This window comes from Oxalobacteraceae bacterium OTU3CINTB1, from assembly GCA_024123955.1.
GTDB lineage: Bacteria > Pseudomonadota > Gammaproteobacteria > Burkholderiales > Burkholderiaceae_D > Rugamonas.
Genome location: CP099652.1, coordinates 3352579 through 3374601, shown reverse-complemented (window position 1 = coordinate 3374601; position 22023 = coordinate 3352579). Strand labels below are relative to the sequence as shown.

The window sequence follows — 22023 nt, the reverse complement described above, 5'->3', positions numbered from 1 at the left end:
CTATCGACAGCGCGAAATTTGGAATTGGCGCCTGTCGAGCTCCTCTGCTAGTTTCGAGTCTTATCCTGGCCGCGTACAAGAGCCAGACCATCCACCGAGCAGGGGAGACAAATCCACATGAACCGACCTACCGCGCCAGCGGCATTGACGCTACTCGCCATTCTCGCCGCAAACGCCTACGCCAACGCGGACGAGAAACCACCCGTCGGCCTCGACGCCAACGGCCACATGATACCGGTCGCGGCTGGCGCACCTTCACCGGCGTTTTCGTATTCGCAGATCGAACACGGTGTGCAGGTCCGCGTCGGCGGCATGACCAAAAACGTGATCTTCTACGGCCCGGCGACGGTGCGCGTCAACACCACGCTGGCCGGGAATTTCTGGCGCCATCCGAGCATCGTCGTCACCGGCAAGCCGGCCGCCGTCGCCTTCAAGACGCGCGACAACGCCGACACCTTGACCCTGGAAAGCAAACTGCTGCACATCGTCATCGACAAATCGAGCGGCGCCCTTACCTTCAAGGACGCCAGGGGCAAGGTCTACACGCGGGAAAACCAGGCCGCGCCGCAGACCCTGAAAAAAATCGACATCTCCGGCGCACCGACTTATGAGGCCCAAAACACCCTCACGCTCAAGCCGGATGAAGGCATTTACGGCTTCGGCTTCGTGGGCCAGGGCGAACTCAATCGCCGCAACAAGGAATTGCTGCTGGTACAGACCAACGTCGGCATCGTCATCCCGGTCATGATGTCGTCGGAGCGCTACGGCATCCTGTGGGACACCTATTCGAAGATGCGCTTCAAGGACACGCCCGAAGGCGCCACGCTGTGGGCGGAGAGCGCGCCGGGCGGCGTCGACTATTACTTCATGGGCGGCGGCACGCTGGACGAGGTCGTCGCCGGCTACCGCGACCTCACCGGCGCGGCGCCGATGTACGCGAAGCAGGCCTTCGGTCTGTTCATGAGCAAGGAGCGCTACCAGACGCAGGCGCGCCTGCTGGAGGTGGCGCAAACCTTCCGCAAGGAGCAGTTCCCGCTCGACTACATCGTGCAGGACTGGCAGTACTGGGGCAGCGACAAGGACGGCACCTGGAGCGGCATGATCTGGAATCCCGAGCGCTTCCCCGATCCGAAGGGCATGACCAAGGCGATCCACGACATGAACCTCAAGCTGATGGTGTCGATCTGGCCGTCGATCGGCAACGACACCGCGCTGGCCAAGGAACTCGACCAGAAGGGCCTGCGCTTCGAACCGCTGCACTGGATTTCCAAGAAGGCGCGCATCTACGACGCCTTCAGCCCCGAGGGCCGCAAGATCTACTTCAAGCACGTCAAGAAGGGCTTGCTCGACGTCGGCGTCGACGCGCTGTGGATGGACGGCACCGAGGTGGAAGTCGGCACGGCCGTCCACGACGCCGGCGAAACCGAGCGTGACATCAAGGGTCTCGGCAACAACGCCATGGGCGATTTCACCCGCTACCTCAATCCCTATTCGCTGATGACCACCCTGGGCACGTACGAAGGCCAGCGTGCCACCAGCAACCAGCGCGCCATGACCTTGACGCGCTCGGCCTGGGCCGGCGCGCAACGGACCGCCGCCACCTCGTGGTCCGGCGACACGCGCGCCAGCTGGAAAACCTTGCAGGAACAGATCAACGGCGGCGTCAACGTCACCGTCACCGGCAACCCGTACTGGACCCAGGACACCGGCGGCTTCTTCGTCAGCGGATTCCCGGGCGGTGAAAAGAACGCCTCGTACCGCGAGCTGTACGCGCGCTGGCTGCAATACGCTGCCTTCAATCCGCTGATGCGCATCCACGGCACCGACATCGAGCGCGAGCCCTATCTGTTCAAGCAATCCGATCCGGAGATGTACAAGTCGCTGCGCGACGCCGTCCACCTGCGCTACCGGCTGCTGCCCTACATCTACAGCCTGAGCTGGAAAGTGACCCACGACGGCTACACGATGATGCGCCCGCTGCCGATGGACTTCCCCGATGACAAGGGTGTGCGCAGCATCAACGACGCCTTCCAGTTCGGGCCGTCGTTCCTGGTCCATCCGGTCACGCGCCAGATGTACCGTTTCCAGCCACCTCCGCCGGCCACCATTCCGGCCAGCGCCCTGCGCACCGCCGACGGCAAGCCCGGACTGGCCGGACAGTACTTCGAAGGGACCGCCTTCGAAACGCCCAAGGGCAAGACCGTCGACGCCACCATCGACTTCCAATGGCCGGGGCCACCACTGGCGGATATCCCGGGCGGGCTCACCAGCCTGGACAACTTCTCGGCCCGCTGGAACGGGTCCATCGTGGCGCCGGAAGACGGCGAGTACGAACTGGGACTGGAGGGCGACGACGGCTTCCGCCTGTTCTTGGACGGCAAGCTCGCCGCCGAGGACTGGAAGAATGGCGGCAAGCGCTACGCAGGGACCAAGGTCACGTTGAAACAGGGTCAAAGCCTGCCGGTCACCTTGGAGTACTTCCAGGGCGGCAACGAGCGCAACCTGCGGCTGGTGTGGCGCACACCGTCGCAAATCGCCAGCGCGGCCAAGGATAGCGGCAAGCCGGACACCCTAATGCAAACCTACCTGCCCGCCGGCGCCGACTGGTACGACTTCTGGACGCATGAACGTTTTGCCGGCGGCAAGACGGTTGGCAAGGACGTGCCGCTCGATGTGTTCCCGCTGTACGTGCGCGCCGGGTCGATCGTGCCGATGGGACCGGTGGTGCAATACGCGACCGAGCGTCCGGACGCGCCGTACGAGATCCGCGTCTATCCCGGCGCCGACGGCAAATTCACCGTCTACGAGGACGACAACGAAACCTACGATTACGAAAAGGGACGTTACGCGACTTACGACCTGACCTGGAACGACGCCGCCAAATCGCTCACCGTCGGCGCCCGCAAAGGCAACTATAACGGCCTGGTCAAGACGCGCAAACTGAATATTGTGTTGGTGAGCCCGAAGAACGCCACCGCGATCAAACCGGCCGACGCCACCAAGTCGATCACCTATGCGGGCAAACCGGTGTCGGTGAAGTTCTAGCGAACCGGCGTTGCGCTGTCCCAGGGGGGAATCAATCACGGATCAATGGCCATTGACGCGCAGTGTGGACCAAAGCCAGCACCCACACAGTTTCGCCATTGATTTCATAAACGAGGCAGTAGCTTTCGTGCGGCACCAGCTGCCGCGTTCCTTGGATCTTTCCCGGCCGTCCCAGCTCCGGGTGATCGGCAAACCTGCCAGCAGCAACACTGAAAAGTTCATCCATATGGATGGCGGCGCGTAGATTGTCTGCCGCAATGTAATCCCAAATATCAGCGCGATCCTGCAGCGCTTCGGGAGTCCAAACGACATTCACACCTGGCTCTTGCCGCGTGCGCGCCGAGCGGCGAACATCGCCTCAACCTCGTCGTTGGAATGTCCCACACCTGCGCGCATCGATTGGCGCCCCGCATCAACCTTGCGCTGCAAGAACTCGTCATATTCCCTCGCCTCCCGCTGACGTTGGACAAAGTCCCGCATCAGCTCGCGCAGAATTTGCGAGGCAGGCCGGTGGGCGGCCTCCGCCTCGGCCATGAAGTCGGCGCGTAGTTCCGGCTCAAGCTTCATCGTAAAGACAGCTTCCTTTGCCATAAGTCGACTCCCCACTAAATGTATGAACTAAGTATATACGTTTTCATTACATCGCAAGGTATTCAGGCGCAGCGGGAACCAAGCCAATCACGAAAAGAGACATATGACAGACGCATGGTAATCGCCGGCCACAGCCGGCTGTGTCACCGCCACTAATCTGAGATTCTGATCCAGCGCGAACCCTGCCGGCTGCTTTCCATCGCCGCGTCCATGAACTTGAGGCCGGCCACGCCGTCGCCGACATCTGGCATGCCCTGAGTTAGCTCGGGAATGGGCTGCCCGGCATCGATTGCATGGATTTGCGCCGCAGCGTCGCGATACAGCTGCGCGAACGCTTCCAGATAGCCTTCCGGATGACCGGACGGCACGCGGGTCGCCGCATCGGCTGCCGCGCTGCGCACCCGTCCGCGCGTCAGGCGCTGGGCGCAACCGCCCTGCGGCGTGAGCAACAGTTCGTTCGGGTTCTCCTGCTCGAAGCTGAGGCTGGCCTTGGTGCCATACACGCGCAGACGCAGACCGTTCTCGCAGCCGGTCGCCATCTGGCTGCTCCACAGCATGCCGCGCGCGCCGTTGGCGTAGCGCAGCATAACCTGCACGTGGTCGTCCAGCTTGCGTCCGGGCGTGAATGCGTGCAGCTCGGCGAGGATCTCGTTCGGCAGCATGCCGCTGACATAGCCGGCCAGGTGATAGGCATGGCTGCCGATATCGCCCAGGCAGCCGTTCGGACCGGCGCGCAGCGGATCGTTGTGCCAGTTGTTGCGCTGGTAGTCCTCGCTCTGGTTGGTTGCATCGGCCAGCCAGTCCTGAGGGTATTCCACGTGCACCAGCCGGATCTCGCCGATCTCGCCGGCCGCGACCATGGCGCGCGCGTGCCGCACCATCGGATAGCCGGCGTAGACGTGGGTCAGCGCGAAGATTTTGTTGCGTTCACGCGCCAACGCGGCCAGCGCCTCGCCTTCGGCAAGTGAAATCGCCAGCGGCTTGTCGCAAATGACGTGGATGCCCGCCTCCAGGAAGGCCGTCGCCATCGGCGCATGCAGATAGTTCGGCGTGACGATGGCGACCGCGTCGATACCGTCCGGCCGCGCCGCTTCGGCCCGCGCCATCTCCTTGTAGTCCGCGTAGCTGCGCGCCGAGCCGAGCCGCAGGCCGGCGGCGCTGGCCGCAGCTTTTTCCGGATTGCTGGACAGGTTGGCCGCCACCAGTTCGTAGCAGTCGTCCAGCCGGCCGGCGATGCGGTGCACCGCGCCGATAAAGGCGCCGTCGCCGCCGCCCACCATGCCGAGCCGAAGTCGTCGTTGCACACTCATATCAATTCTCCAGTCCCATCAGCGCGCGCACCTGTTGCAGGTCCGCGCCGCTGCCGGCGAAATCGTCAAACGCCCGGCTAGCCACACGGATGATGTGGCTGCGGATAAAGTCCGCGCCTTCGCGCGCGCCGTCCTCGGGATGCTTGAGCGCGCATTCCCATTCCAACACCGCCCAGCCAGGATAATCGTATTGCGCCATCTTCGAGAAGATCGCCTTGAAGTCGATCTGGCCGTCTCCCAGCGAGCGGAAGCGCCCTGCCCGCTCCTGCCAACCCAGATAGCTGCCGTACACCCCCTGGCGCCCGTTGGGACGGAACTCGGCGTCCTTGACGTGGAAGGCCTTGATCCGCTCGTGGTAGATGTCGATGAAGGCCAGGTAGTCCAGCTGTTGCAGCACGAAGTGGCTGGGGTCGTACAGGATGTTGGCGCGCTTGTGGCCGCCCACCGCGTCGAGGAAGCGCTCGAAGGTCACGCCGTCGTGCAAATCTTCTCCGGGATGCAGCTCGTAGCAGATGTCGACACCGGCATCCTCGAAGGCGTTAAGGATCGGCAGCCAGCGGCGGCCCAGCTCGGCGAACGCCTCCTCGACCAATCCGGCCGGGCGCTGCGGCCACGGATACAGGTAGGGCCAGGCCAGGGCGCCGGAAAAGCTGACGTGGGCCGCCAGGCCCAGCCGCTTCGACGCGCGCGCGGCGCGCAGCAACTGGTCGACCGCCCAGGCCTGGCGCGCGACCGGATCGCCCCGCACATGCGCCGGCGCGAAGCCGTCGAACAGCGCGTCGTAAGCCGGGTGAACGGCGACCAGTTGACCCTGCAAATGGGTCGACAGCTCGGAGATCTGCAAGCCGTGCGAGGCCAGCAGAGCGACGACGCCATCGCAATAATCCTGGCTGTCGGCGGCCTGCTCCAGGTCGAACAGGCGCGGATCGCACGGCAGCTGGATGGCTTTGTAGCCTAAGCCGGACGCCCAGCCGGCCAGGTTCTCGAGGCTGTCGAACGGGACGTCATCGCCCATGAACTGCGCCAGGAAGATGGCCGGCCCCTTGATGGTTTTCATGCTGAACTCCTACTTAGTACGGCGAATCGGCGAAATAGAACTGCTTGGCGTTCTCACGCGTGATCAGTACCGATGGAATGACGGTCTTGGCCGGCAAGGCTTCGCCTTTGAGGCGCGCGGTGGCGGTCATCTTGATGGCGTCGTAGATGAACTTCGGCGAATACGAGACGTTGGCCTGGATCAGCTTGTCGCCATCGATGATTTTCTTGACGGCGGTCTTGGCGCCGGCGCCGCCGAACACTTCCTTGATGTCGGTGCGCTTGGCTTGCTCGATGGCTTTGACCACGCCGATGGCCATGTCGTCGTCGGCCGCCCAGACGGCGTCGATCTGCTTGAAGCGGGTCAGGTAATCTTGCATGACCTTGAAGGCGTCGTCGCGGTTCCAGTTGCCGTATTTGGTGTCGAGCACCTTGATGCCGGGATTGGCTTTCAACGCGGCGTTGAACGCGTCCACCCGCTCGTTGTCCAGGGTGCTGGGCATGCCGCGCAGGATGACGATATTGCCCTTGCCGCCCAGTTTCTTGGCCAGGTATTCGGCCGGCAGTTTGCCGAAGGCGGTGTTATCGCCCGCCACATAAGCGTTCTGCGCCGCCGGATTGGTCAGGCCGCGATCGACCACGGTGACATACACGCCCTTGTTTTTCAGTTGGGTCACCGGCTGCGTCAGCGAGGCCGACTCCAGCGGGAAGATCACCAGCGCGTTGATCTTGTTCACCACCAGCATGTCCTGCAGCTGGTTGGCTTGGTCCGGCGTGCTGGCGGCCGTCTTGATGATGACCTTGAGCGTCGGGTTGGCCGCCTCCAGTTCCTTCTTGGCCTGGTTGGCCCACCAGACGATGCCGCCGGTGAAGCCGTGGGTCGCGGTCGGGATCGCGACGCCGAGCGTGACTTTTTCAGCGGAGATGGCCGAGCCAGCTGTCACTGCCAGCAGGCATGCGCCAACGATGCGTTTCATTGTGATCATTGTGTTCCCTATTCAAAAAAAATTAACGGCGGCCGCGCTGCATGTAGGCGACGGTGATGATGACCACGCCCTGGACGGCGGCGTTCAGGTGGACGCTGATGATGCTGGTCAGGTTGACGATATTGCCGATGACCGACAGCAGGATGGCGCCGATGACGGTGCCCATGATGCGTCCCGATCCGCCCTTGAGCGAGGTGCCGCCAACGACCACGGCGGCGATCGCCTCTAGCTCCCACAGGATGCCGGTGGTCGGCGTGGCCGAGCCCAGGCGCGGCACGTACAGGATGGTGGCGATCGCCACGCACACGCCCAGCAGCAAATAGGTCAGCACCTTGATCTTGTCGACGCGGATGGCGGCGTAGCTGGCGACCTGCTCGTTGGAGCCGATGGCCTGCACGTGCTGGCCGAAGGCGGTACGGTTCAAGATCACCGCGCCGCCGACGGCTACCAACAGGAACACCAGCACCGGAATCGGCACGCCCAGCACGCTCTGATAGTAGACCGGGCTATACACATCGGAGACGGTGCTGTCCAGGGTCAGCGCGCCGCCGTCGGACAGGTAGGTCAAGGTGGCGCGGAAGATGCCAAGCGTGCCCAACGTGGCGATGAACGGCTCGATGCGTCCGCGCGTGACCAGCAAGCCGTGGGCGCCGCCCAGCACGCCGCCCATCAGCAACGCCAGCGCGCAGCCCAGCATCACGGTCGTCACCGGGTCGAGCGGTTGCGCCGAAGCGGCGGCCGCGTTCATCACCATGATCATGGCGCCGGCGATCAGCGCCGCCATCGAGCCGACGGACAGGTCGATGCCGCCGGAGACGATGACGAAGGTCATGCCGACCGCGATGATGCCGATGAAAGCGGTGCGAGTGAGCACGTTCATCATGTTTTCGACGGTGGCGAAATCCGGGTTCAGCAGGCCGCCAGCGATGCACAGCAGGATCAGCGCCAAAACCGGGCCGTAGCCACGGAAGCGCGACAGTCCCGGCAGGGCGAAAGGAATCTTAGTGGTGGGTGTCGGTTGCATGGGAGATCAATTCTTCTTCGGTGAGATGGTCGTGGTCCAGCATCGCTTGCAGCTTGCCGCCGTGCAGGATGGCCACGCGGTGGCACAGGCCGATCAGCTCGATCAGCTCGGACGAGATGACGATGACGGCCCTGCCCTCGGCCGCCAGGCGGTGGATCAGTTGATAAATGTCGCGCTTGGCGCCGACATCGACGCCACGGGTCGGCTCGTCGAGCACCACCACGCGGGGATCGCTGTGCAGGTATTTGGCCAGCGCCAGTTTTTGCTGGTTGCCGCCGGACAGGGAGCCGGCCTTGCAATCGATGTCGCGCAGGCGGATGCCGAAATCGGTGATCGCCTTGTCCAGCGCGGCGCGGCCGCCTTTCAGGTCCAGCCACGGTTTGGAGTCCCGCTCCAGCGTCATCATGGTGAGGTTTTCACGCAAGCCGAGGTCGACGTGCAAGCCCTTGCCCTTGCGGTCCTCGCTCAGGTAGGTCAAGCCGTGCAGCATGGCCTGGCGCGGGTTGCGGATATCGACGGGCTTGCCGTCGATTTCGATCCGCGCCGACGAGCGCGGGCGCAGGCCCAGCAAGGCTTCGAAAGCCTCGGTGCGGCCGGCGCCGACCAGGCCGCCGAAACCGAGGATTTCGCCGGCGCGCACCTCGAAGCTCAGGTCGCGCACCCAGCCGGGAACGTTCAGGCCCCCGACCTTGAGCAGCGGCCTGGCGTCGGGCGCAGGCAACTGCTTGGCGGCGAACATGTCGGACACGTCGCGTCCCACCATCAAATTCGCCATCTGATGGCGGTCGATGTCGGCGGTCACGGCGCGGGTGACGAAGCGGCCGTCGCGCATCACCACCACCTCGTCGGTGTTGGCTTCCATCTCGTCGAGCTTGTGCGAGATGTAGACGATGGTCACGCCCTCGGACTTGAGCCGCGCCATCAGCTCGAACAGCTTGCGCGTCTCGCCGGACGACAGGCTGGCGGTCGGCTCGTCCATGATCAGCAGGCGCGCCTTGCGGCTGAGCGCCTTGGCGATCTCCACCAATTGCTTCTCCGCGACGATCAGGTCGGCCACCTTGGTATCGGGACTGACGTTGAGCCCCACCTGCTCCAGGCAGGCGGCGGCTGCGGCGCGCATCGCCTTGGTGTCCAGCAGCCAGCCGCTGGTTTTCTCATGGCCGAGGAAGATGTTCTGCGTGATCGTCAAATGCTCGGCCAGGTTGAATTCCTGGTGGATCAGCGCGATGCCCAGCGCCTCCGCCTGGCGCGCGTCGGCGAAGTCGCGCGCCGTGCCGTCGATCAGCAACTGGCCGCCGGTGGGCCGTTCGTAGCCGGCCAGGATTTTCATCAAGGTCGACTTGCCGGCGCCGTTCTCGCCCAGCAGGCCGTAGACGCGGCCCGGCTCGAGCGCAAAGTCGACCCCGTGCAGCACGCGCACCGGGCCGAACTCCTTGACGATGTGTTGAAAATGTACTGACAAGCTCATGGAGTTCCCTGGACCTTATGGCGCCGGCATCTTGGACAAGATGGCTTGCAGGCCGCGCATCGACGCCGCCACCGATTCCAGCTGGCCCATGCCGTTCGGATACTCCTCCTGCTCGACGATAATCCACTCGGTGCCGCCGACGCTGCGCACCGCCTTGGTCAGGCCGGTCCAGTCGGTCTTGTCCTGGCCGATGATGCTGGTGCCTTCGGTGCCCTTGACGAACTTCGCCTTGTAATGCGTCGTCACGGTGCGGCCCGGATACTCTTTGACGAAATCGATCGGATCCTTGCCGGCGTAGGTGGTCCAGCCCACGTCCTGCTGCAGGATGAAGTTTTTGGGCGTGTTCTTGGCCAGCAGGTCCCAGTTGGTCTGTCCCTTGTCGCCCAACATTTCCGCTTCGTGGTTGTGATAGCCCAGCTTCATCCCCTGCGCGTCCAGCTTGGCCGACAACGCGCTCAGTTCCTTGGCCAGTTCGGTCGAACCCTCTTTGCTGGCGGCGCGCTCGTCCATCGAAATGATCAGGCGGTTGCAGCCGAGCGTTTTGTAGAAGTCGGTGGTGGGTTTGAAATTGGCGGCGTTGAGTTGGTCGACACGCATGTGGGCGCCGGCGCATTGCAGCCCCTTCTTCCGCAAAAATGCTTTCAACCCTGCCGGATCGGCCTTGTACTTGCCAAACTCGCCGGCGAATTCCACGCCCTGGAAGCCCAGCTTCGCCAGTTTGTCGAGGGTGCCCTCGAAGTCCTGCTTGACCTCGTCCTTGACCGACCACAGTTGCACGCCCAGCAGCGGGCTGGTGGCGGCCTGGGACGACGCGGCGCCCAGGGTGAAGCACAGCGTCAGGGACAGGGTAAGCGACAGGGAGAGGGCCTTGCGTTGATATGTTTTCATTATTATTCCTTAGAGTTTGCCAAGTTTGAGTTGTTCAGCCGCGTAAGCACAGGCGCGCACGGTGAGCGCCATGAAGGTCAGCGACGGGTTCTGCCAGGCGCTGGAGCACATGCTGGCACCATCGGTCACAAACAGGTTCGGCACGTCGTGCGCCTGGTTGTAGCCGTTGAGCATCGAGGTCTTCGGATCGCGCCCCATGCGTGCCGTGCCCATTTCGTGGATCGACAAGCCCGGCGCCCACTGCTCCGTGGTCCTGATCGATTTCTGGACATCCTTCACGCCCAGCGATTCGAGGATGTTGGCGGCGGTGTCGGCCATATCTTCGCGCATCTTGTCGTCATTGGCCGAATAGGTGCAGTCGATGTGCAGCTGCGGCATGCCCCATTTGTCCTTCTTGGTCGGATGCAGGCTGACCATGTTTTCGTAGCGCGGCAGCATCTCGCCCTGGCCGTGCAGGCCGAAGTGCCATGGTCCGGGCTTGCGTATCATGGCCTTGTAATCCTTGCCGAAGCCCGGCTTGTTGCCCTGCTGCGCCCAGCCCTCGCGTCCGGCGGCGCCCGCCAGCGCATAGCCGCGCAGGAAGCCGGGGTGCTGATCCGTCACGTTGCGGAAGCGCGGAATGTAAGGCGCGGTCGGACGGCGGCCGGAGTAATAATCGTTCTCGTAGCCTTCGACACGGCCGGAGGCGCCGGCGCCGAACAGGTGGTCCATCAAGTAGTGACCCAGCACGCCGGACGAGTTGCCCAGTCCGGTCGGGAAGGCCTCGGAGGTCGAATTCAGCAAGACCTGCGTGCTGCCCAGGGTCGACGCGCACAGGAACACCACCTTGGCGTAAAACTCGCGGGTTTCCATGGTCTCGGCGTCGATCACGCGCACGCCGGTGGCGCGGTTGGTCTTGGCGTCGTACAGCACGCTGTGGACGATGGCGTTGGTGGCCACGCTCAGGCGTCCGGTCGCGGCGGCGGCCGGCAAGGTCGAACTCTGCGTCGAGAAATACGCGCCGAAGGAGCAGCCCCGATGGCACATGCTGCGCGCCATGCAGCTGCCGCGTCCCATCTCCAGATGCTTTTCGTTGGGCTTGGTCAAATGGGCGCAGCGGCCCATGATCATGCGCGCCGGCGCGAAACTGGCGTCGAACTTCTTTTTCATCGCCGCTTCGACGGCATTGAATTCGAACGGCGGCAGGAATTCGCTGTCCGGCAGCACCGCCAGGTTTTCCTTGGCGCCGCTGATGCCGACGTGGCGCTCGACGTGGCCGTACCAGGATTCCAGGTCCGCATAACGGATCGGCCAGTCGACGCCGTGGCCGTCCTTGGCGTTGGCTTCGAAGTCGAGGTCGCTCCAGCGGTAGGACTGGCGCGCCCACATCAACGACTTGCCGCCCAGCTGGTTGCCGCGTATCCAGCTGAAGGGCTTGCCCTCCGGCGTGCTGTAAGGCATGTCGCGGTCGTTGTTGAAGAAATGCTTGGTATGGTCGTCGAAGGCGTAGCATTTGCGCTGCTCGGCGAACTGGTCGGCCGCGAGCTTTTCGTCGACCAGGCCGCGGTTGGGCAGGTTCCACTCGTCGACGCCTTCGCCGATGTAGTCGCTGCGGTGCTCGACCGGACGGCCGCGCTCGACCATGAGGGTGCGCAGGCCGCGCTCGCACATTTCCTTGGCGGCCCAGCCGCCGGTGATGCCGGAGCCGACCACGATGGCGTCGAATTGCTCGGCGCTTTGCTTGATATAAAACGATGAAGTTTGGCTCATGTCAGATCGCCCAGGTCCTGGTGTTTTTACGAACGGGGAAGTTGCCCTTGAAGCCTCCCGGCACCGGCAGGTAGGCCAGTTCGAGCGTCGAGCCGCCCTCCGAGGTGTAGTAGGCGAACAGCGTGTAGGACTTCATCTTTCGGAAAAACCGTTGATCGTCGGCGGTGAACGGCGCGGTGCCGCCATCGAGGGCGTGCAGCAGCGCGATGCGGCGCTTGGCCGGCAACGCGCGGAAGCGTTTGCCGTCGGCCGCCAGCGCGACGGCGTCCACCCGCTCGAGGCCGGTGATAAAGCCCTGCTGCTCGGACGCGGTGGCGCACACCTTCAACATATGGTCGATGGTGCGGTGCGCGCCGACCGCCAGCGCGCCGGGCGTATCGGTCGCGGGAATGATGTGCTCGGCCATCACGGCCGTCAGCGCCAGCGCGTCGGCCGACAACAACTCCGGCGCGGCGGGTGCCTTGCCGGAAACCGCCAGCGCCGCCAGGGCGTCGCCGGACAATGCCAGGCCGCACAGGCCGGCTAACTTGATGAGAGCGGATCTGCGTCCGTCTATCTCTCGTTCAGCGTGCAACATGTCTCCTCCAATGCTTCTTTGGTTCAACTACTCCTTCGGACCGTTCCCGCCCGCCCGGAGGCCAGCAAGGACAGCTGATATTGTTTGGGCGTGATACCGACCACACTACGGAAAATCTTGGTGAAATAACTCTGCCCGCCAAAGCCGGTCTCCACCGCCACGCGGGCGATGCTTTGCGCGCCCGGCAGCAAGCGGCACGCCTCGTGGATCTTCATGCGCAGGATGTATTGCTTGGGCGTCAGCGAAAAGTGCTGCTTGAACTTGCGCTCGAAGGTGGACAGCGACATGCACGACAGGCTGGCCAGATGTTCGATGCCGATATCCTCGGTCAGGTGCGCTTGCAGGTATTCGATGCAGCTCTTGAAAACGTGGAACGGCGCGATGGCCTCCTGCGAGCGCTGGGCGTCGCGGCTGAAGCCTTCGACGCCGACAATCTCGCCATGGCGGTCGCGCACCGGCGCCTTGGTGGTGAACAGCCAGGTCAAGGCGCCGCTATTGCCGTCAATGACCTCCAGCTTGTTCTTGACGGCGACGCCGCTTTCCATCACCTGCAGATCGTCGGCGCGGATGCGGTCGGCGATGTCGCGGCGGAAGAAGTCATGGTCGGACTTGCCGATGATGTCTTTGACGCTGGACAGGGAATGCTGCTCTTGCAGCAGCCGGTTGCCCCAGACGAACTGGCCGGCGCGGTTCTTGGCGAAATAGTAGGTATCCTGCAGATCGTCGAACAGCACGCTGGGGGTGGAAATGCCGTGGCGGTAGAAAAAGTCGGTGCAATCGGAGCTGGACGCGCCGCCGTCACCGGCCAGGAAATTTTGGTGCTTTTCCTTTTCGGTATCGCTGGTGGCCACCACCATGCCCATCCTGATCATCCTCGTGCTCATCGCCTCTGCCATTCGCTAGTCTGGCGAGAATGGTAGCATCGACAATGCCGGGAAAGTAATAAAAAATCGGAAAAATTTATAACAAAATCGGCAAGTCAAAAATCGGGGAAGCGGCCTTCACGCCCTGCCGGCGCGGTTGGAATTTGTCACAACGGCGGACTTCTCCATGCCGTTAATAGGGTCTTAAGGTTGCAGGGCCACAATCGAGGCGAGTCCACTCCGCCTTCCCGTGAATAATGAAGCCTAACAAATGAGTTGCGCAGGCGACGGCCCCGCACTTTCCCAACTATTGCGCCAACTGGCCGACGATACGTCGCGGGACCGGATCGCCGTGGGCGACCTGTTGCACGCCCTGGGCGACCGCGCCACCGGCGCCCTGCTGTTCATTTTCGCTTTTCCAAACATCTTGCCGGTGCCGCCGGGAACGTCCGCCATCTTGGGCGCTCCCCTTGTGTTCCTCGCCGCCCAGCTGACATTCGGCATGCGGCCTTGGCTGCCGGGGATCATCAGCCGGCGTTCCATGGCGCGCGCGGATTTCCATGGCATGATGCGGCGCGTCATTCCATGGCTGGAGCGCGCCGAGAAACTGCTGCGTCCACGCATCAGCGTCCTGGCGCTGCCGCCATGCGAATACCTGATCGGTCTTGTCTGCCTGTTGCTGGCATTGGTGTTGGTGCTCCCCATCCCGCTGGGAAACATGTTGCCGGCCCTTTCCATCAGTCTGCTTGCGCTGGGACTGCTGGAACGCGACGGCTTCGCGATCGCGACCGGGGTGGTGGCGGCCACCGCTTCGGCCGTTTTGGTTTCCGGCGTCATCTGGGGCATCGTCAAGGCGTGTGTTTTCATGGTCGCGCAAGTGCTGGTCTAGCTGGCCCCTGCTTCGTCCATGGCGGCTCCCGCGCCCCGCCCTTTTTGGTATGCTCGAAGCGGGAGGTGCCATGGAAATCCTGATACTGATCGGCCTCAGCGTGCTCAACGGCGTGTTCGCGATGTCCGAGATCGCCCTGGTCACTGTCCGTAAAGCCCGCTTGAAAAAGCTGGCGTCCGAAGGCGACAATGCCGCCACCACCGCCCTCGAACTGGGCGGCGATCCCACCGATCTCATGTCCACCGTTCAGATCGGCATCACCTCCATCGGCCTGCTCAACGGCATCGTCGGCGAAGCCGTGCTGGCCGCCCCGCTGGCGCAGTGGCTGCGCTCCCTGGGCCTGGCCGCAGGCACGGCCAACATCGGCGCCACCGCCGCAGTGGTTGTGGTGGTGACCTATATCTCCATCGTCGTCGGCGAACTGGTGCCCAAGCGCCTGGGGCAGATCGCAGCCGAGCCGGTCGCGCGGCTGGTCGCCCGGCCGATGCGGATACTGTCGATGGCGACGCGCCCATTCGTCGCCCTGCTGTCGCTATCGACCCGCTTCCTGCTGCGCCTGATGGGCGTGAATCAAAACGCCGAGCCCGGCGTGACCCCGGAGGAGATCCACGACGTGCTGGAGGAAGGTTCGGCGGCCGGCGTCATCGAGCAACACGAACACGAGATGCTGCGCAATGTCTTCCGCCTCGACGCCCGCCAGCTCGGCTCGCTGATGGTGCCCCGCGCCGACGTCGTCTTCATCGACATCAATCTGCCGCCGGACGAGAATCTGCGCCGCCTGATCGAATCGGAGCACACGCGCTTCCCGGTCTGCGAGGGCGGCCTGGACAAAATACTGGGCGTGATCCACGCCAAGCAGGCGCTCGCCGCCGTCGCACAAGGCCGGGCGCCCGATTACACGGCCAATCGTCGCCCCGCCATCCACGTGCCGGAAACGCTGACCGGCATGGAATTGCTCGACCAGTTCCGTGGCAACCAGGCGCAGATGGTTTTTGTGATCGATGAGTACGGCGAAGTCCAAGGCATCGTGACCTTGCACGACCTGCTGGTAGCGGTGACCGGCGAGTTCACCCCGCGCAGCGCCGACGCCGCGTGGGCGGTCCGGCGCGAGGATGGCTCGTGGCTGCTGGACGGTTCCATCCCAATTCCGGAGATGAAAGACCGGCTAGCGCTGAAGACGGCGCCGGAAGAGGACAAGGCGCGCTACCACACGCTCGGCGGCATGATGATGCTGCTGCTGGGGGAAATCCCCGTACCCGGCGACTACGCGGAGTGGGAAGGCTGGCGGCTGGAGGTGGTCGACATGGACGACAAGCGCATCGACAAGGTGTTGGCCGTTCCACCGGCCCCGGCGGCTTAAGCGCTTCCTCTTTTTACATCGCTGACTTGGCGAAGCTGTTGCGGGAAGCGGTGACGCCAATGCCCACCGGCGTCGGCATCTCCGTCGCCGCCGCGCGTTGCGGGGCGTAGAAAACGGTCTGGGTCGGGAACGCCAGGCCGATGCCGGCCGCTTCGAGCCGCTCGTATATCGTCAGAAGCAATTCTTCCCGGATCACCACCTGGGTGTCGAAGTCGGGCACGTCGATGTACGAGAACACCTCGATATTGAAAGCGCGGTCGGTGATGTTGCCCAACCGCGCGCGGGCGCCCTCCGCCATCTTGTCATGGGTGGCGAGCACCTGCTGGACGATGGTGATGGCCTCGCGCAGCTTGGCCGACGTGGTGCCGTAGGAAATGGCGATGACCGGATTGAACAGGAATCGGTCGCGCTCGGCGTAGTTCTCGATCTGGCGCGCCGACAGGTCGCCGTTGGGCACGGTCACCACGGTGCGCTCGCCGGTGCGGATGCGCGACGAACGGATGCCGACGTCCTCCACCGTGCCGACCACGTCGCCGACCTTGACGAAGTCGCCCACCTGCAGCGGACGGTCGGCGATGATGGTGACGCTGCCGACCAGGTTCTCCACGGTCTTCTGGGCGCCCAGCGCCAGCGCGATACCGCCGATCCCCAGCGCCGCGATCCCGGTGGTCACATCGATGCCGAAGGTGCCGAGGATGCCGATGCCGGCGAACGCGAGCAGCAGGAACTTGACCGTGCGCCGCGCCAGGATGATGACGGAGACGATCTGGCGGCGCTGATGCCGCTGCATGCGCGCGACGGCGAGGTCGGCGATGCCGTCGACCAGGCGCAGACCGAACCACACCACCGCGATGGCGGTGATGACGCCGGTGTAGCGCAGCAGATTCTGGCGCGCGACGATGGACACGGGCAGCGCGTCGGCCCAGTTGTAGAACACGGCGACGGCAATGAGCAGGCTCAGTGGCGGCAGCGCCGCCTCGGCGAAGCGGTAGCCGCTGCTGGCGGCCGGATCGGCGACCAGCCGGCGGATGACGGTCACGCAAATGACCGAAACCAGCCACAAGCCGCCGAACACCACGACGCCCAGCCCGAGCAGCACGCCCCAGTCCTTGAGCGGCGCGCCGGCGACAAACCATTCGTTTTTCGGCGGCGTCTGCGCCACCGGCGCCAGCTTGATCGCCGCCGACGTCAGCGCCAGCGTCTCTTTCGAGATGCGCCACACCTGCCGGTCGCCGTCCTGGCCGCGCGTGAGCAGTATGGGCACTTCCTTGCCCTGCAATTTGATTTCACCGATGTTTTCCTCGTCGGCCGGCAGATCGTCGTCCAACCTGCCCGTGTCGACGTTGGACAGGGCGGCGAAAGGCTTGAGCGAGCCGCTGTCGTCGAGCAGCGCATGGAACGCGCGCGCCTGGCTGGCGGCGGTCCGCTGCTGCCGGTTGCTGGTCGGCGCCGGCAGATCGAAGAATTGGGCGGCGCGGTCGTAATCGAGTTCGGCCAGCGCGCCGATGAGCCCGGCGACCATGGAACGCGGGGTCTCGCGGCCGAGCGTATCGGAGGGAACCGATGGCGCCTCGGCGGCGGGCTTGGTGGGCGGTATCGCGGCGGCGAGGGGCGCAGCCAGCGCGAGCATCAGCCAGATCAGGAAGGTGGGAATAAAACGCATGCTGAGAACGACTCCTATGCCTGTTACATGGCAGCGCAAAACTGCCGCAAGACCACCATATGGGCCGTCAATGATAAAAGTCTCTTCGACGATGCTCCGTTCGCTACCGCACAAAGCGCACCGTCCTGCGGGATGCGCGGTTCAGCCGTGCCGCGCCGATTGGCGCGATTGTCTACAATCATCCCTGACCGCATCGAAACCAGGAGGCCACCATGGATCCAGACAAGCTCAAGTCCCCGGCGCCGGCCGATTACAGCGAAGCCGCCATCATGGGCGGGCTGTACGGAGACGGCTTTATCGCCTGCAAGGGCGCCTTCACCCGCGAGTGGGTGGGTCAACTAGGCGCGGATATCGCCGCGCTCTTCCAGGAGGCGCTGGCACGGCCGGGCGGCGCCCTGGGGCGCGGGCCGAACCGCTATTACGTCGAGATCCACCCGGAGCGCCTGGGCGGCTTCCTCGACATCGTCACGCACCCTTGGGTGGTGGCGGTCTGCCGCGCCATCCTGGGACCCGATTACCGTATCGTCGAAGCCGGCTTCGACGTGCCCGGCCCCGGCGCGCTGCACCAGCCCTGGCATCGCGACTTCCCGACGCCGGAGGCGACGCTGAAAGGCCGGCGCCTCAACTCGCTCGCGTTCAACATCACGACGGTGGACGTGACCGAGGACATGGGCCCCTTCGAGATCGCACCCGGCACGCAGTGGGACGACCTGGCCGGCGGCGACCCGATGTTCCCGGCACGCGAATTATGGCCGCGCTACGAGGCGCTGGCGCAGCGCAAGCTGGCAAAAATGGGCGACATTTCGGCGCGCTCGGCGTTGACCATCCATCGCGGCACCGCCAACCAGTCCGACAAATCGCGCCCGGTGTTCGTGCTGGGCGTGGACGCGCCGGACGCCCGCAACGCCGACAAGCACGATCTACAGCTGACGCGCGGCTACTACGACAGCTTGCCGGAAGAAGTGCGCAGCCGCATCGCCTGCCGCGTGGTCGATACGCTCGATCCGATCGTGCAGGAGCATACGATCGCGGGCCTGCTGACGGGCGTGTCGCCGGGTGAACGGATGGGAACGGGCGGTTGAGCGCGCGGGCGTGCTCAAGACTGCCGACGCAATCCCTCCACCAAACCCGGCAATTCCGCCATCGAACCGAACACGAGCCGGGCGCCCGCCGCGCGCAGCCGATCGGCCTGGTCCGGCGGGCTGTGCGGGCCGCCGGTGAAGCCCAGTACAACGGCGCCGGCCGCCACGGCCGCGTGCACACCGGTGATGCTGTCCTCGACGACGACGCAGTCGGCCGCGCGGGCGCCCATGCCGGCCGCCGCCAACAGGTAGACCGCCGGATCGGGTTTCGGCCGGCCGGCGATATCGGCCGTGTAGAGGCCGCCGTCGAACAAGGAGATCAATCCGGTGCGCTCCAGCAAACCCTGCACGCGCACCAGGCGGCTGTTGCTGGCGACGGCCTTGGGCAGCGCGATGGCGCGCAACGCGGCCTCGACGCCGGGCACCGGCTCGGCCTTGCGGTCGCATTCGGCCTCGACCACGCCGCGCATGACGGCCAGGTCGGCGACGCTCGGTTCCGGCAGGACCAACTCGGCGCAAACGCCCAGCACCAGCGCTTCGAGTTTCAGGCCCAGCCGGGGACGAATCAGCGGCAACACGCGCTCGCGGTCGCCGGCGATCGGCGCCAGAAAGTCGGCCAATGCCTGCAGGGCGATGGCTTCGCTGTCGACCAGCACGCCGTCGCAGTCGGAGATGAGGTGGGTGATGGTCATGCCTGGCCTTAGAGAATTGATAGAACTCCAATCATGCCATATCAGAATCCTGGCAACCGCAGCGCAATAACCGCTTCCCTTCCTTCGCCACGTTGACCTGCAGCGCGACGTTTGCCACTTCGAGCACATCTTGCGTCAACGAGTAGCCGCCCTTGGTATGCAGCCAAGCCAACACGTCCGCTAAATGCCAGATCGAAGAACTACCTTCATGTACCGGTGCCGGGAAACTGCCCGGGTAGGTCAACATCAGCTTGCGCATGTTTTGCCGCGACACACCCACTAATTCAGCCACGTCCGTCAATCCAACCAGATCCGGAGCGACCTCGGTCAACGTCGCCGAAGGGATAGCTCTGCGCACGTCGGCCAGTGCGCTACGCACGGCAGCCTCCGCGTTGTCCGCGTCGCGTGTGAATTCCAGCGCCAGCCGGCCCGGCTGACCGATCCCGACCAAGGCATCGTCGCAGCCCTGCTGGCCCAGGCGCTCGACCAACCCATCGGCATCACGATCATCATCTGCCAGCTGATACTTCAACGTAAAGATATATTCCATTTGTCAATCCTCGGCATCGTTGGTGGCTTGCTGTTCCTTGCGGCGCGCCGTGCAACCATCGACGACACGCCGCAGGGCACGCGCGTGATTGCCAGGATTCTTCGGCGTGCTCCATACGGATGTGATACAGAATTCGCCGCAGCGGCACTCGCGATCGTTGTACGGACAGTAAATGCGTCCCCAAGCATGGCCGCGGCCAACCTCAACCCGCCATCCTTGCCTTTCAGCGTGCCGAAGAGCACGCTCAATTTCATTTTTGGGATGGGACGGACGGACCATTAGTGGTCTCCAGTATAAGACTTGCAATGAGGTTGTCAAGTGACAACCTCATTGCAAGCATGGGTTTTCGCACAGCCTATACGGGATTTTGAGTCAATGTGATGACGCGCAGGTTGAGACAGAATCAAATGGATGCCGCTCGGGCGACTTTTGTCGCCCTACACCCGCCGGCGCGAGACGATGAAGCGCTCCAGCTCGGCGGCGGCGTGCTCGATGTGCCGCTTCAACAGGCTAGCCGCCGCCCTCACCTCGCCGACTTTGCATAGGCGCACGAGTTCGGCGTGCTCTTCCTCCGCGCGCCGGCAGCTTTCGGCGCTCAGCGACAATTGCAGTCGCGTGTAGCGGTCGGTCTGCTGCAACAGGCTGGTGACGATGGCCAAGGTGCGCGGCTGTTCGGCGCGCGACATCAGCAAGTCGTGCAGCCGCGTGTTCAGCTCGCCCCAGCGGGTCGGATGTTGCGTGTGTAATTCTTGTTTGTACTCGGCGAGGATGGCGTCGATTTCCGCAAAGTCGGCGGCGGTGAGCTTGGGCGCGGACTTTTTCAGCAGCAGCGGCTCGAGCAAGCCGCGCAACATGAATAATTCATTGATCTCGGCGATCGACAGTTCGGACACCACCGCCCCCTTGTGGGGAACGATCCTGACCAGGCCCTCGCCCTCGAGTTGCACCAGCGCTTCGCGCACGGGAATCCGGCTGATGCCGAATTCGGCCGCCAGCGCGTCCTGGCGCAGCTGGAATCCTTCCGGCAGGTCGCCGGCCATGATCTTGCGGCGCAACGCGTCCGCCGCCTGCTCGGCGACGGTGGTCACCGCAAAACGCGGGGCGGCGGCCTTGTTGGCGGCAGTGGCGGTGGAACTCATGGCGGGCTTTCGGTCAGCTATCCGGGCAGGCGCCGGACTTTGCAGGCGGCAGTATAAATTATATTGTCGCCCCGCCGTAAATTACCGGCGCGCGCCGTTGGAAACCTCAGGCGGCGACCTCTTTCGACCAGCCGGCGTACCAGGTGCGGAACAGGCCGTACTGGATCTCGGCGTAGCGGCGCTGGCTGTCGCTCAGCACATCGGTCTCGTTGAAGTGCAAGGTGTATTCCTTGTCGCCGTTGAGCACCATCAGATACTTGTAGAACAGCACAAGGTCGGTGCCTTCGTCGAACGACGACAGCACGGCCAGCGCCGATTCCAGCTCGCGCGCCTGGCGCCGTGCCGTAACGTCGCCCTCGGCAGCCTTGCGGCACAGCGCGACCAGTTGCAGCACTTCGCGCGGAAGCGCGTTGCCGATGCCGGTGATCGCTCCGGTGGCGCCGCAATTGACGAAGCCGTGGAACACCTGGGTGTCGACGCCGGCCATCAGCGTGACGTTCTCGTCCTGGCTGGTGATGTGCTCGGCCGCGTAGCGCAGATCGACCGCGCCGCCGAATTCCTTGAAGCCGATCAGGTTGGAATGCTTGGCGCGCAGTTCGAAGAACAGGTCGGCGCGCGTGGCGAAACCGTAGTACGGGCTGTTGTAGATCACGCTCGGCAGCTTCGGCGCGGCCGACAGGACGGCTTCGAAGTGCGCCTTCTGCGCGGCCGGCGAGGCGCCGCGCGACAGCACGCGTGGAATCACCATCAGGCCGCTCGCGCCCACCTTGGCCGCGTGCGCTGCGTGCGACACCGCTTCTTTCGAGTTGACCGCGCCGGTGCCGACGATGGTCGGAACGCCGGCCGCGACCAGGCGCGCCACGCCTTCCTGGCGCTGCGCTTCGGTAAGCAGCGGCCAGTCGCCCATCGAACCGCAATACACCACCGCGCTCATGCCGAGGTCGACCAGCTCGCGGCCCTTCTTCACCAGCGCGTCGAAGTCGGGGGTGCGCTCGGGGGTGCATGGGGTCATCAGGGCCGGAATGGTGCCGGTGAAGATGTTGTCGCTCATGGTGCTTCCTTTAGATAGGCGTTGGGAGTGGGTAAAACGGACCCACGAATCATAATCCTTT

General features: G+C 64.2%; 21 protein-coding genes. 4 read left to right on the top strand and 17 right to left on the bottom strand.

What is annotated here, in order from left to right; translation table 11 throughout:
- Positions 1-117 precede the first annotated feature (117 nt).
- Positions 118-3045 (top strand): PA14 domain-containing protein, encoded by a 2928-nt coding sequence (locus NHH73_14925; GenBank protein USX29504.1) that lies wholly within the window; start codon positions 118-120, stop codon positions 3043-3045.
- Between the two features lie 31 nt (positions 3046-3076).
- Here the strand turns inward: NHH73_14925 and NHH73_14920 are convergent, their stop codons facing one another.
- From NHH73_14920 to NHH73_14870, 11 genes are all read right to left on the bottom strand, one after another.
- On the bottom strand, positions 3077-3361 hold the full coding sequence (locus tag NHH73_14920) for a type II toxin-antitoxin system RelE/ParE family toxin (protein ID USX29503.1): 285 nt from the start codon (positions 3359-3361) through the stop codon (positions 3077-3079).
- Positions 3358-3636, bottom strand: coding sequence for an antitoxin of toxin-antitoxin stability system (locus NHH73_14915; GenBank protein USX29502.1), 279 nt, complete (start codon positions 3634-3636; stop codon positions 3358-3360). Before NHH73_14915 ends, NHH73_14920 begins: the two co-directional genes overlap by 4 nt.
- Positions 3637-3788: 152 nt before the next feature.
- Positions 3789-4946, bottom strand: coding sequence for a Gfo/Idh/MocA family oxidoreductase (locus NHH73_14910; GenBank protein USX29501.1), 1158 nt, complete (start codon positions 4944-4946; stop codon positions 3789-3791).
- A 1-nt stretch (position 4947) separates the two neighbouring features.
- A complete protein-coding gene (locus NHH73_14905) occupies positions 4948-6003 on the bottom strand; it encodes a sugar phosphate isomerase/epimerase (protein USX29500.1) in 1056 nt (351 codons plus the stop codon).
- Between the two features lie 13 nt (positions 6004-6016).
- Positions 6017-6967, bottom strand: coding sequence for a substrate-binding domain-containing protein (locus tag NHH73_14900; protein USX29499.1), 951 nt, complete (start codon positions 6965-6967; stop codon positions 6017-6019).
- Positions 6968-6989: 22 nt separating this feature from the next.
- On the bottom strand, positions 6990-7991 hold the full coding sequence (locus NHH73_14895) for an ABC transporter permease (GenBank protein USX29498.1): 1002 nt from the start codon (positions 7989-7991) through the stop codon (positions 6990-6992).
- On the bottom strand, positions 7969-9459 hold the full coding sequence (locus tag NHH73_14890; protein ID USX29497.1) for a sugar ABC transporter ATP-binding protein: 1491 nt from the start codon (positions 9457-9459) through the stop codon (positions 7969-7971). Before NHH73_14890 ends, NHH73_14895 begins: the two co-directional genes overlap by 23 nt.
- A gap of 15 nt (positions 9460-9474) precedes the next feature.
- Positions 9475-10347: a sugar phosphate isomerase/epimerase gene (locus NHH73_14885; GenBank protein ID USX29496.1), complete on the bottom strand. Its 873-nt coding sequence runs from the start codon at positions 10345-10347 to the stop codon at positions 9475-9477.
- Positions 10348-10356: 9 nt separating this feature from the next.
- A complete protein-coding gene (locus NHH73_14880) occupies positions 10357-12096 on the bottom strand; it encodes a GMC family oxidoreductase (GenBank protein USX29495.1) in 1740 nt (579 codons plus the stop codon).
- 1 nt (position 12097) lies between these two features.
- Positions 12098-12673, bottom strand: coding sequence for a gluconate 2-dehydrogenase subunit 3 family protein (locus NHH73_14875; protein ID USX29494.1), 576 nt, complete (start codon positions 12671-12673; stop codon positions 12098-12100).
- A 23-nt stretch (positions 12674-12696) separates the two neighbouring features.
- Positions 12697-13557, bottom strand: a complete 861-nt coding sequence (locus NHH73_14870) for an AraC family transcriptional regulator (GenBank protein USX29493.1) — start codon at positions 13555-13557, stop codon at positions 12697-12699.
- A 250-nt stretch (positions 13558-13807) separates the two neighbouring features.
- Here NHH73_14870 and NHH73_14865 point away from each other — a divergent pair, with 250 nt between their 5' ends.
- Positions 13808-14425 carry an exopolysaccharide biosynthesis protein gene (locus tag NHH73_14865; GenBank protein ID USX29492.1) on the top strand — a complete coding sequence of 206 codons (618 nt, stop codon included), beginning with the start codon at positions 13808-13810 and terminating at the stop codon, positions 14423-14425.
- Positions 14426-14495: 70 nt separating this feature from the next.
- Positions 14496-15785 carry a hemolysin family protein gene (locus NHH73_14860; protein ID USX29491.1) on the top strand — a complete coding sequence of 430 codons (1290 nt, stop codon included), beginning with the start codon at positions 14496-14498 and terminating at the stop codon, positions 15783-15785.
- 13 nt (positions 15786-15798) lie between these two features.
- On the opposite strand, the gene NHH73_14855 is transcribed toward NHH73_14860, so the two are convergent.
- Entirely contained in the window at positions 15799-17448 is a 1650-nt protein-coding gene (locus NHH73_14855) for a mechanosensitive ion channel family protein (GenBank protein USX29490.1), read from the bottom strand.
- A gap of 212 nt (positions 17449-17660) precedes the next feature.
- Here NHH73_14855 and NHH73_14850 point away from each other — a divergent pair, with 212 nt between their 5' ends.
- Positions 17661-18530: a phytanoyl-CoA dioxygenase family protein gene (locus NHH73_14850; protein USX29489.1), complete on the top strand. Its 870-nt coding sequence runs from the start codon at positions 17661-17663 to the stop codon at positions 18528-18530.
- 14 nt (positions 18531-18544) lie between these two features.
- Here NHH73_14850 and NHH73_14845 read toward each other — a convergent pair whose 3' ends face one another.
- The 5 genes from NHH73_14845 to NHH73_14825 form a co-directional block, all read right to left on the bottom strand.
- On the bottom strand, positions 18545-19222 hold the full coding sequence (locus NHH73_14845) for an HAD-IA family hydrolase (GenBank protein ID USX29488.1): 678 nt from the start codon (positions 19220-19222) through the stop codon (positions 18545-18547).
- A 31-nt stretch (positions 19223-19253) separates the two neighbouring features.
- On the bottom strand, positions 19254-19772 hold the full coding sequence (locus tag NHH73_14840) for a DNA-binding protein (protein USX29487.1): 519 nt from the start codon (positions 19770-19772) through the stop codon (positions 19254-19256).
- 3 nt (positions 19773-19775) lie between these two features.
- Entirely contained in the window at positions 19776-20051 is a 276-nt protein-coding gene (locus NHH73_14835) for a hypothetical protein (GenBank protein USX29486.1), read from the bottom strand.
- Between the two features lie 158 nt (positions 20052-20209).
- On the bottom strand, positions 20210-20911 hold the full coding sequence (locus NHH73_14830; protein ID USX29485.1) for a GntR family transcriptional regulator: 702 nt from the start codon (positions 20909-20911) through the stop codon (positions 20210-20212).
- Between the two features lie 106 nt (positions 20912-21017).
- Positions 21018-21962 carry a dihydrodipicolinate synthase family protein gene (locus NHH73_14825; protein USX29484.1) on the bottom strand — a complete coding sequence of 315 codons (945 nt, stop codon included), beginning with the start codon at positions 21960-21962 and terminating at the stop codon, positions 21018-21020.
- Between the last annotated feature and the right edge of the window lie 61 nt (positions 21963-22023).

What these genes read in the sequence shown, in the direction of transcription:
- NHH73_14925 (USX29504.1), top strand. Translation starts at nt 118, where the DNA reads ATGAACCGACCTACCGCGCCAGCGGCATTGACGCTACTCGCCATTCTC.
- NHH73_14915 (USX29502.1), bottom strand. Translation starts at nt 3,636, where the DNA reads ATGGCAAAGGAAGCTGTCTTTACGATGAAGCTTGAGCCGGAACTACGC.
- NHH73_14910 (USX29501.1), bottom strand. Translation starts at nt 4,946, where the DNA reads ATGAGTGTGCAACGACGACTTCGGCTCGGCATGGTGGGCGGCGGCGAC.
- NHH73_14905 (USX29500.1), bottom strand. Translation starts at nt 6,003, where the DNA reads ATGAAAACCATCAAGGGGCCGGCCATCTTCCTGGCGCAGTTCATGGGC.
- NHH73_14900 (USX29499.1), bottom strand. Translation starts at nt 6,967, where the DNA reads ATGATCACAATGAAACGCATCGTTGGCGCATGCCTGCTGGCAGTGACA.
- NHH73_14895 (USX29498.1), bottom strand. Translation starts at nt 7,991, where the DNA reads ATGCAACCGACACCCACCACTAAGATTCCTTTCGCCCTGCCGGGACTG.
- NHH73_14890 (USX29497.1), bottom strand. Translation starts at nt 9,459, where the DNA reads ATGAGCTTGTCAGTACATTTTCAACACATCGTCAAGGAGTTCGGCCCG.
- NHH73_14885 (USX29496.1), bottom strand. Translation starts at nt 10,347, where the DNA reads ATGAAAACATATCAACGCAAGGCCCTCTCCCTGTCGCTTACCCTGTCC.
- NHH73_14880 (USX29495.1), bottom strand. Translation starts at nt 12,096, where the DNA reads ATGAGCCAAACTTCATCGTTTTATATCAAGCAAAGCGCCGAGCAATTC.
- NHH73_14875 (USX29494.1), bottom strand. Translation starts at nt 12,673, where the DNA reads ATGTTGCACGCTGAACGAGAGATAGACGGACGCAGATCCGCTCTCATC.
- NHH73_14870 (USX29493.1), bottom strand. Translation starts at nt 13,557, where the DNA reads ATGAGCACGAGGATGATCAGGATGGGCATGGTGGTGGCCACCAGCGAT.
- NHH73_14865 (USX29492.1), top strand. Translation starts at nt 13,808, where the DNA reads ATGAGTTGCGCAGGCGACGGCCCCGCACTTTCCCAACTATTGCGCCAA.
- NHH73_14860 (USX29491.1), top strand. Translation starts at nt 14,496, where the DNA reads ATGGAAATCCTGATACTGATCGGCCTCAGCGTGCTCAACGGCGTGTTC.
- NHH73_14855 (USX29490.1), bottom strand. Translation starts at nt 17,448, where the DNA reads ATGCGTTTTATTCCCACCTTCCTGATCTGGCTGATGCTCGCGCTGGCT.
- NHH73_14850 (USX29489.1), top strand. Translation starts at nt 17,661, where the DNA reads ATGGATCCAGACAAGCTCAAGTCCCCGGCGCCGGCCGATTACAGCGAA.
- NHH73_14845 (USX29488.1), bottom strand. Translation starts at nt 19,222, where the DNA reads ATGACCATCACCCACCTCATCTCCGACTGCGACGGCGTGCTGGTCGAC.
- NHH73_14840 (USX29487.1), bottom strand. Translation starts at nt 19,772, where the DNA reads ATGGAATATATCTTTACGTTGAAGTATCAGCTGGCAGATGATGATCGT.
- NHH73_14835 (USX29486.1), bottom strand. Translation starts at nt 20,051, where the DNA reads ATGGTCCGTCCGTCCCATCCCAAAAATGAAATTGAGCGTGCTCTTCGG.
- NHH73_14830 (USX29485.1), bottom strand. Translation starts at nt 20,911, where the DNA reads ATGAGTTCCACCGCCACTGCCGCCAACAAGGCCGCCGCCCCGCGTTTT.
- NHH73_14825 (USX29484.1), bottom strand. Translation starts at nt 21,962, where the DNA reads ATGAGCGACAACATCTTCACCGGCACCATTCCGGCCCTGATGACCCCA.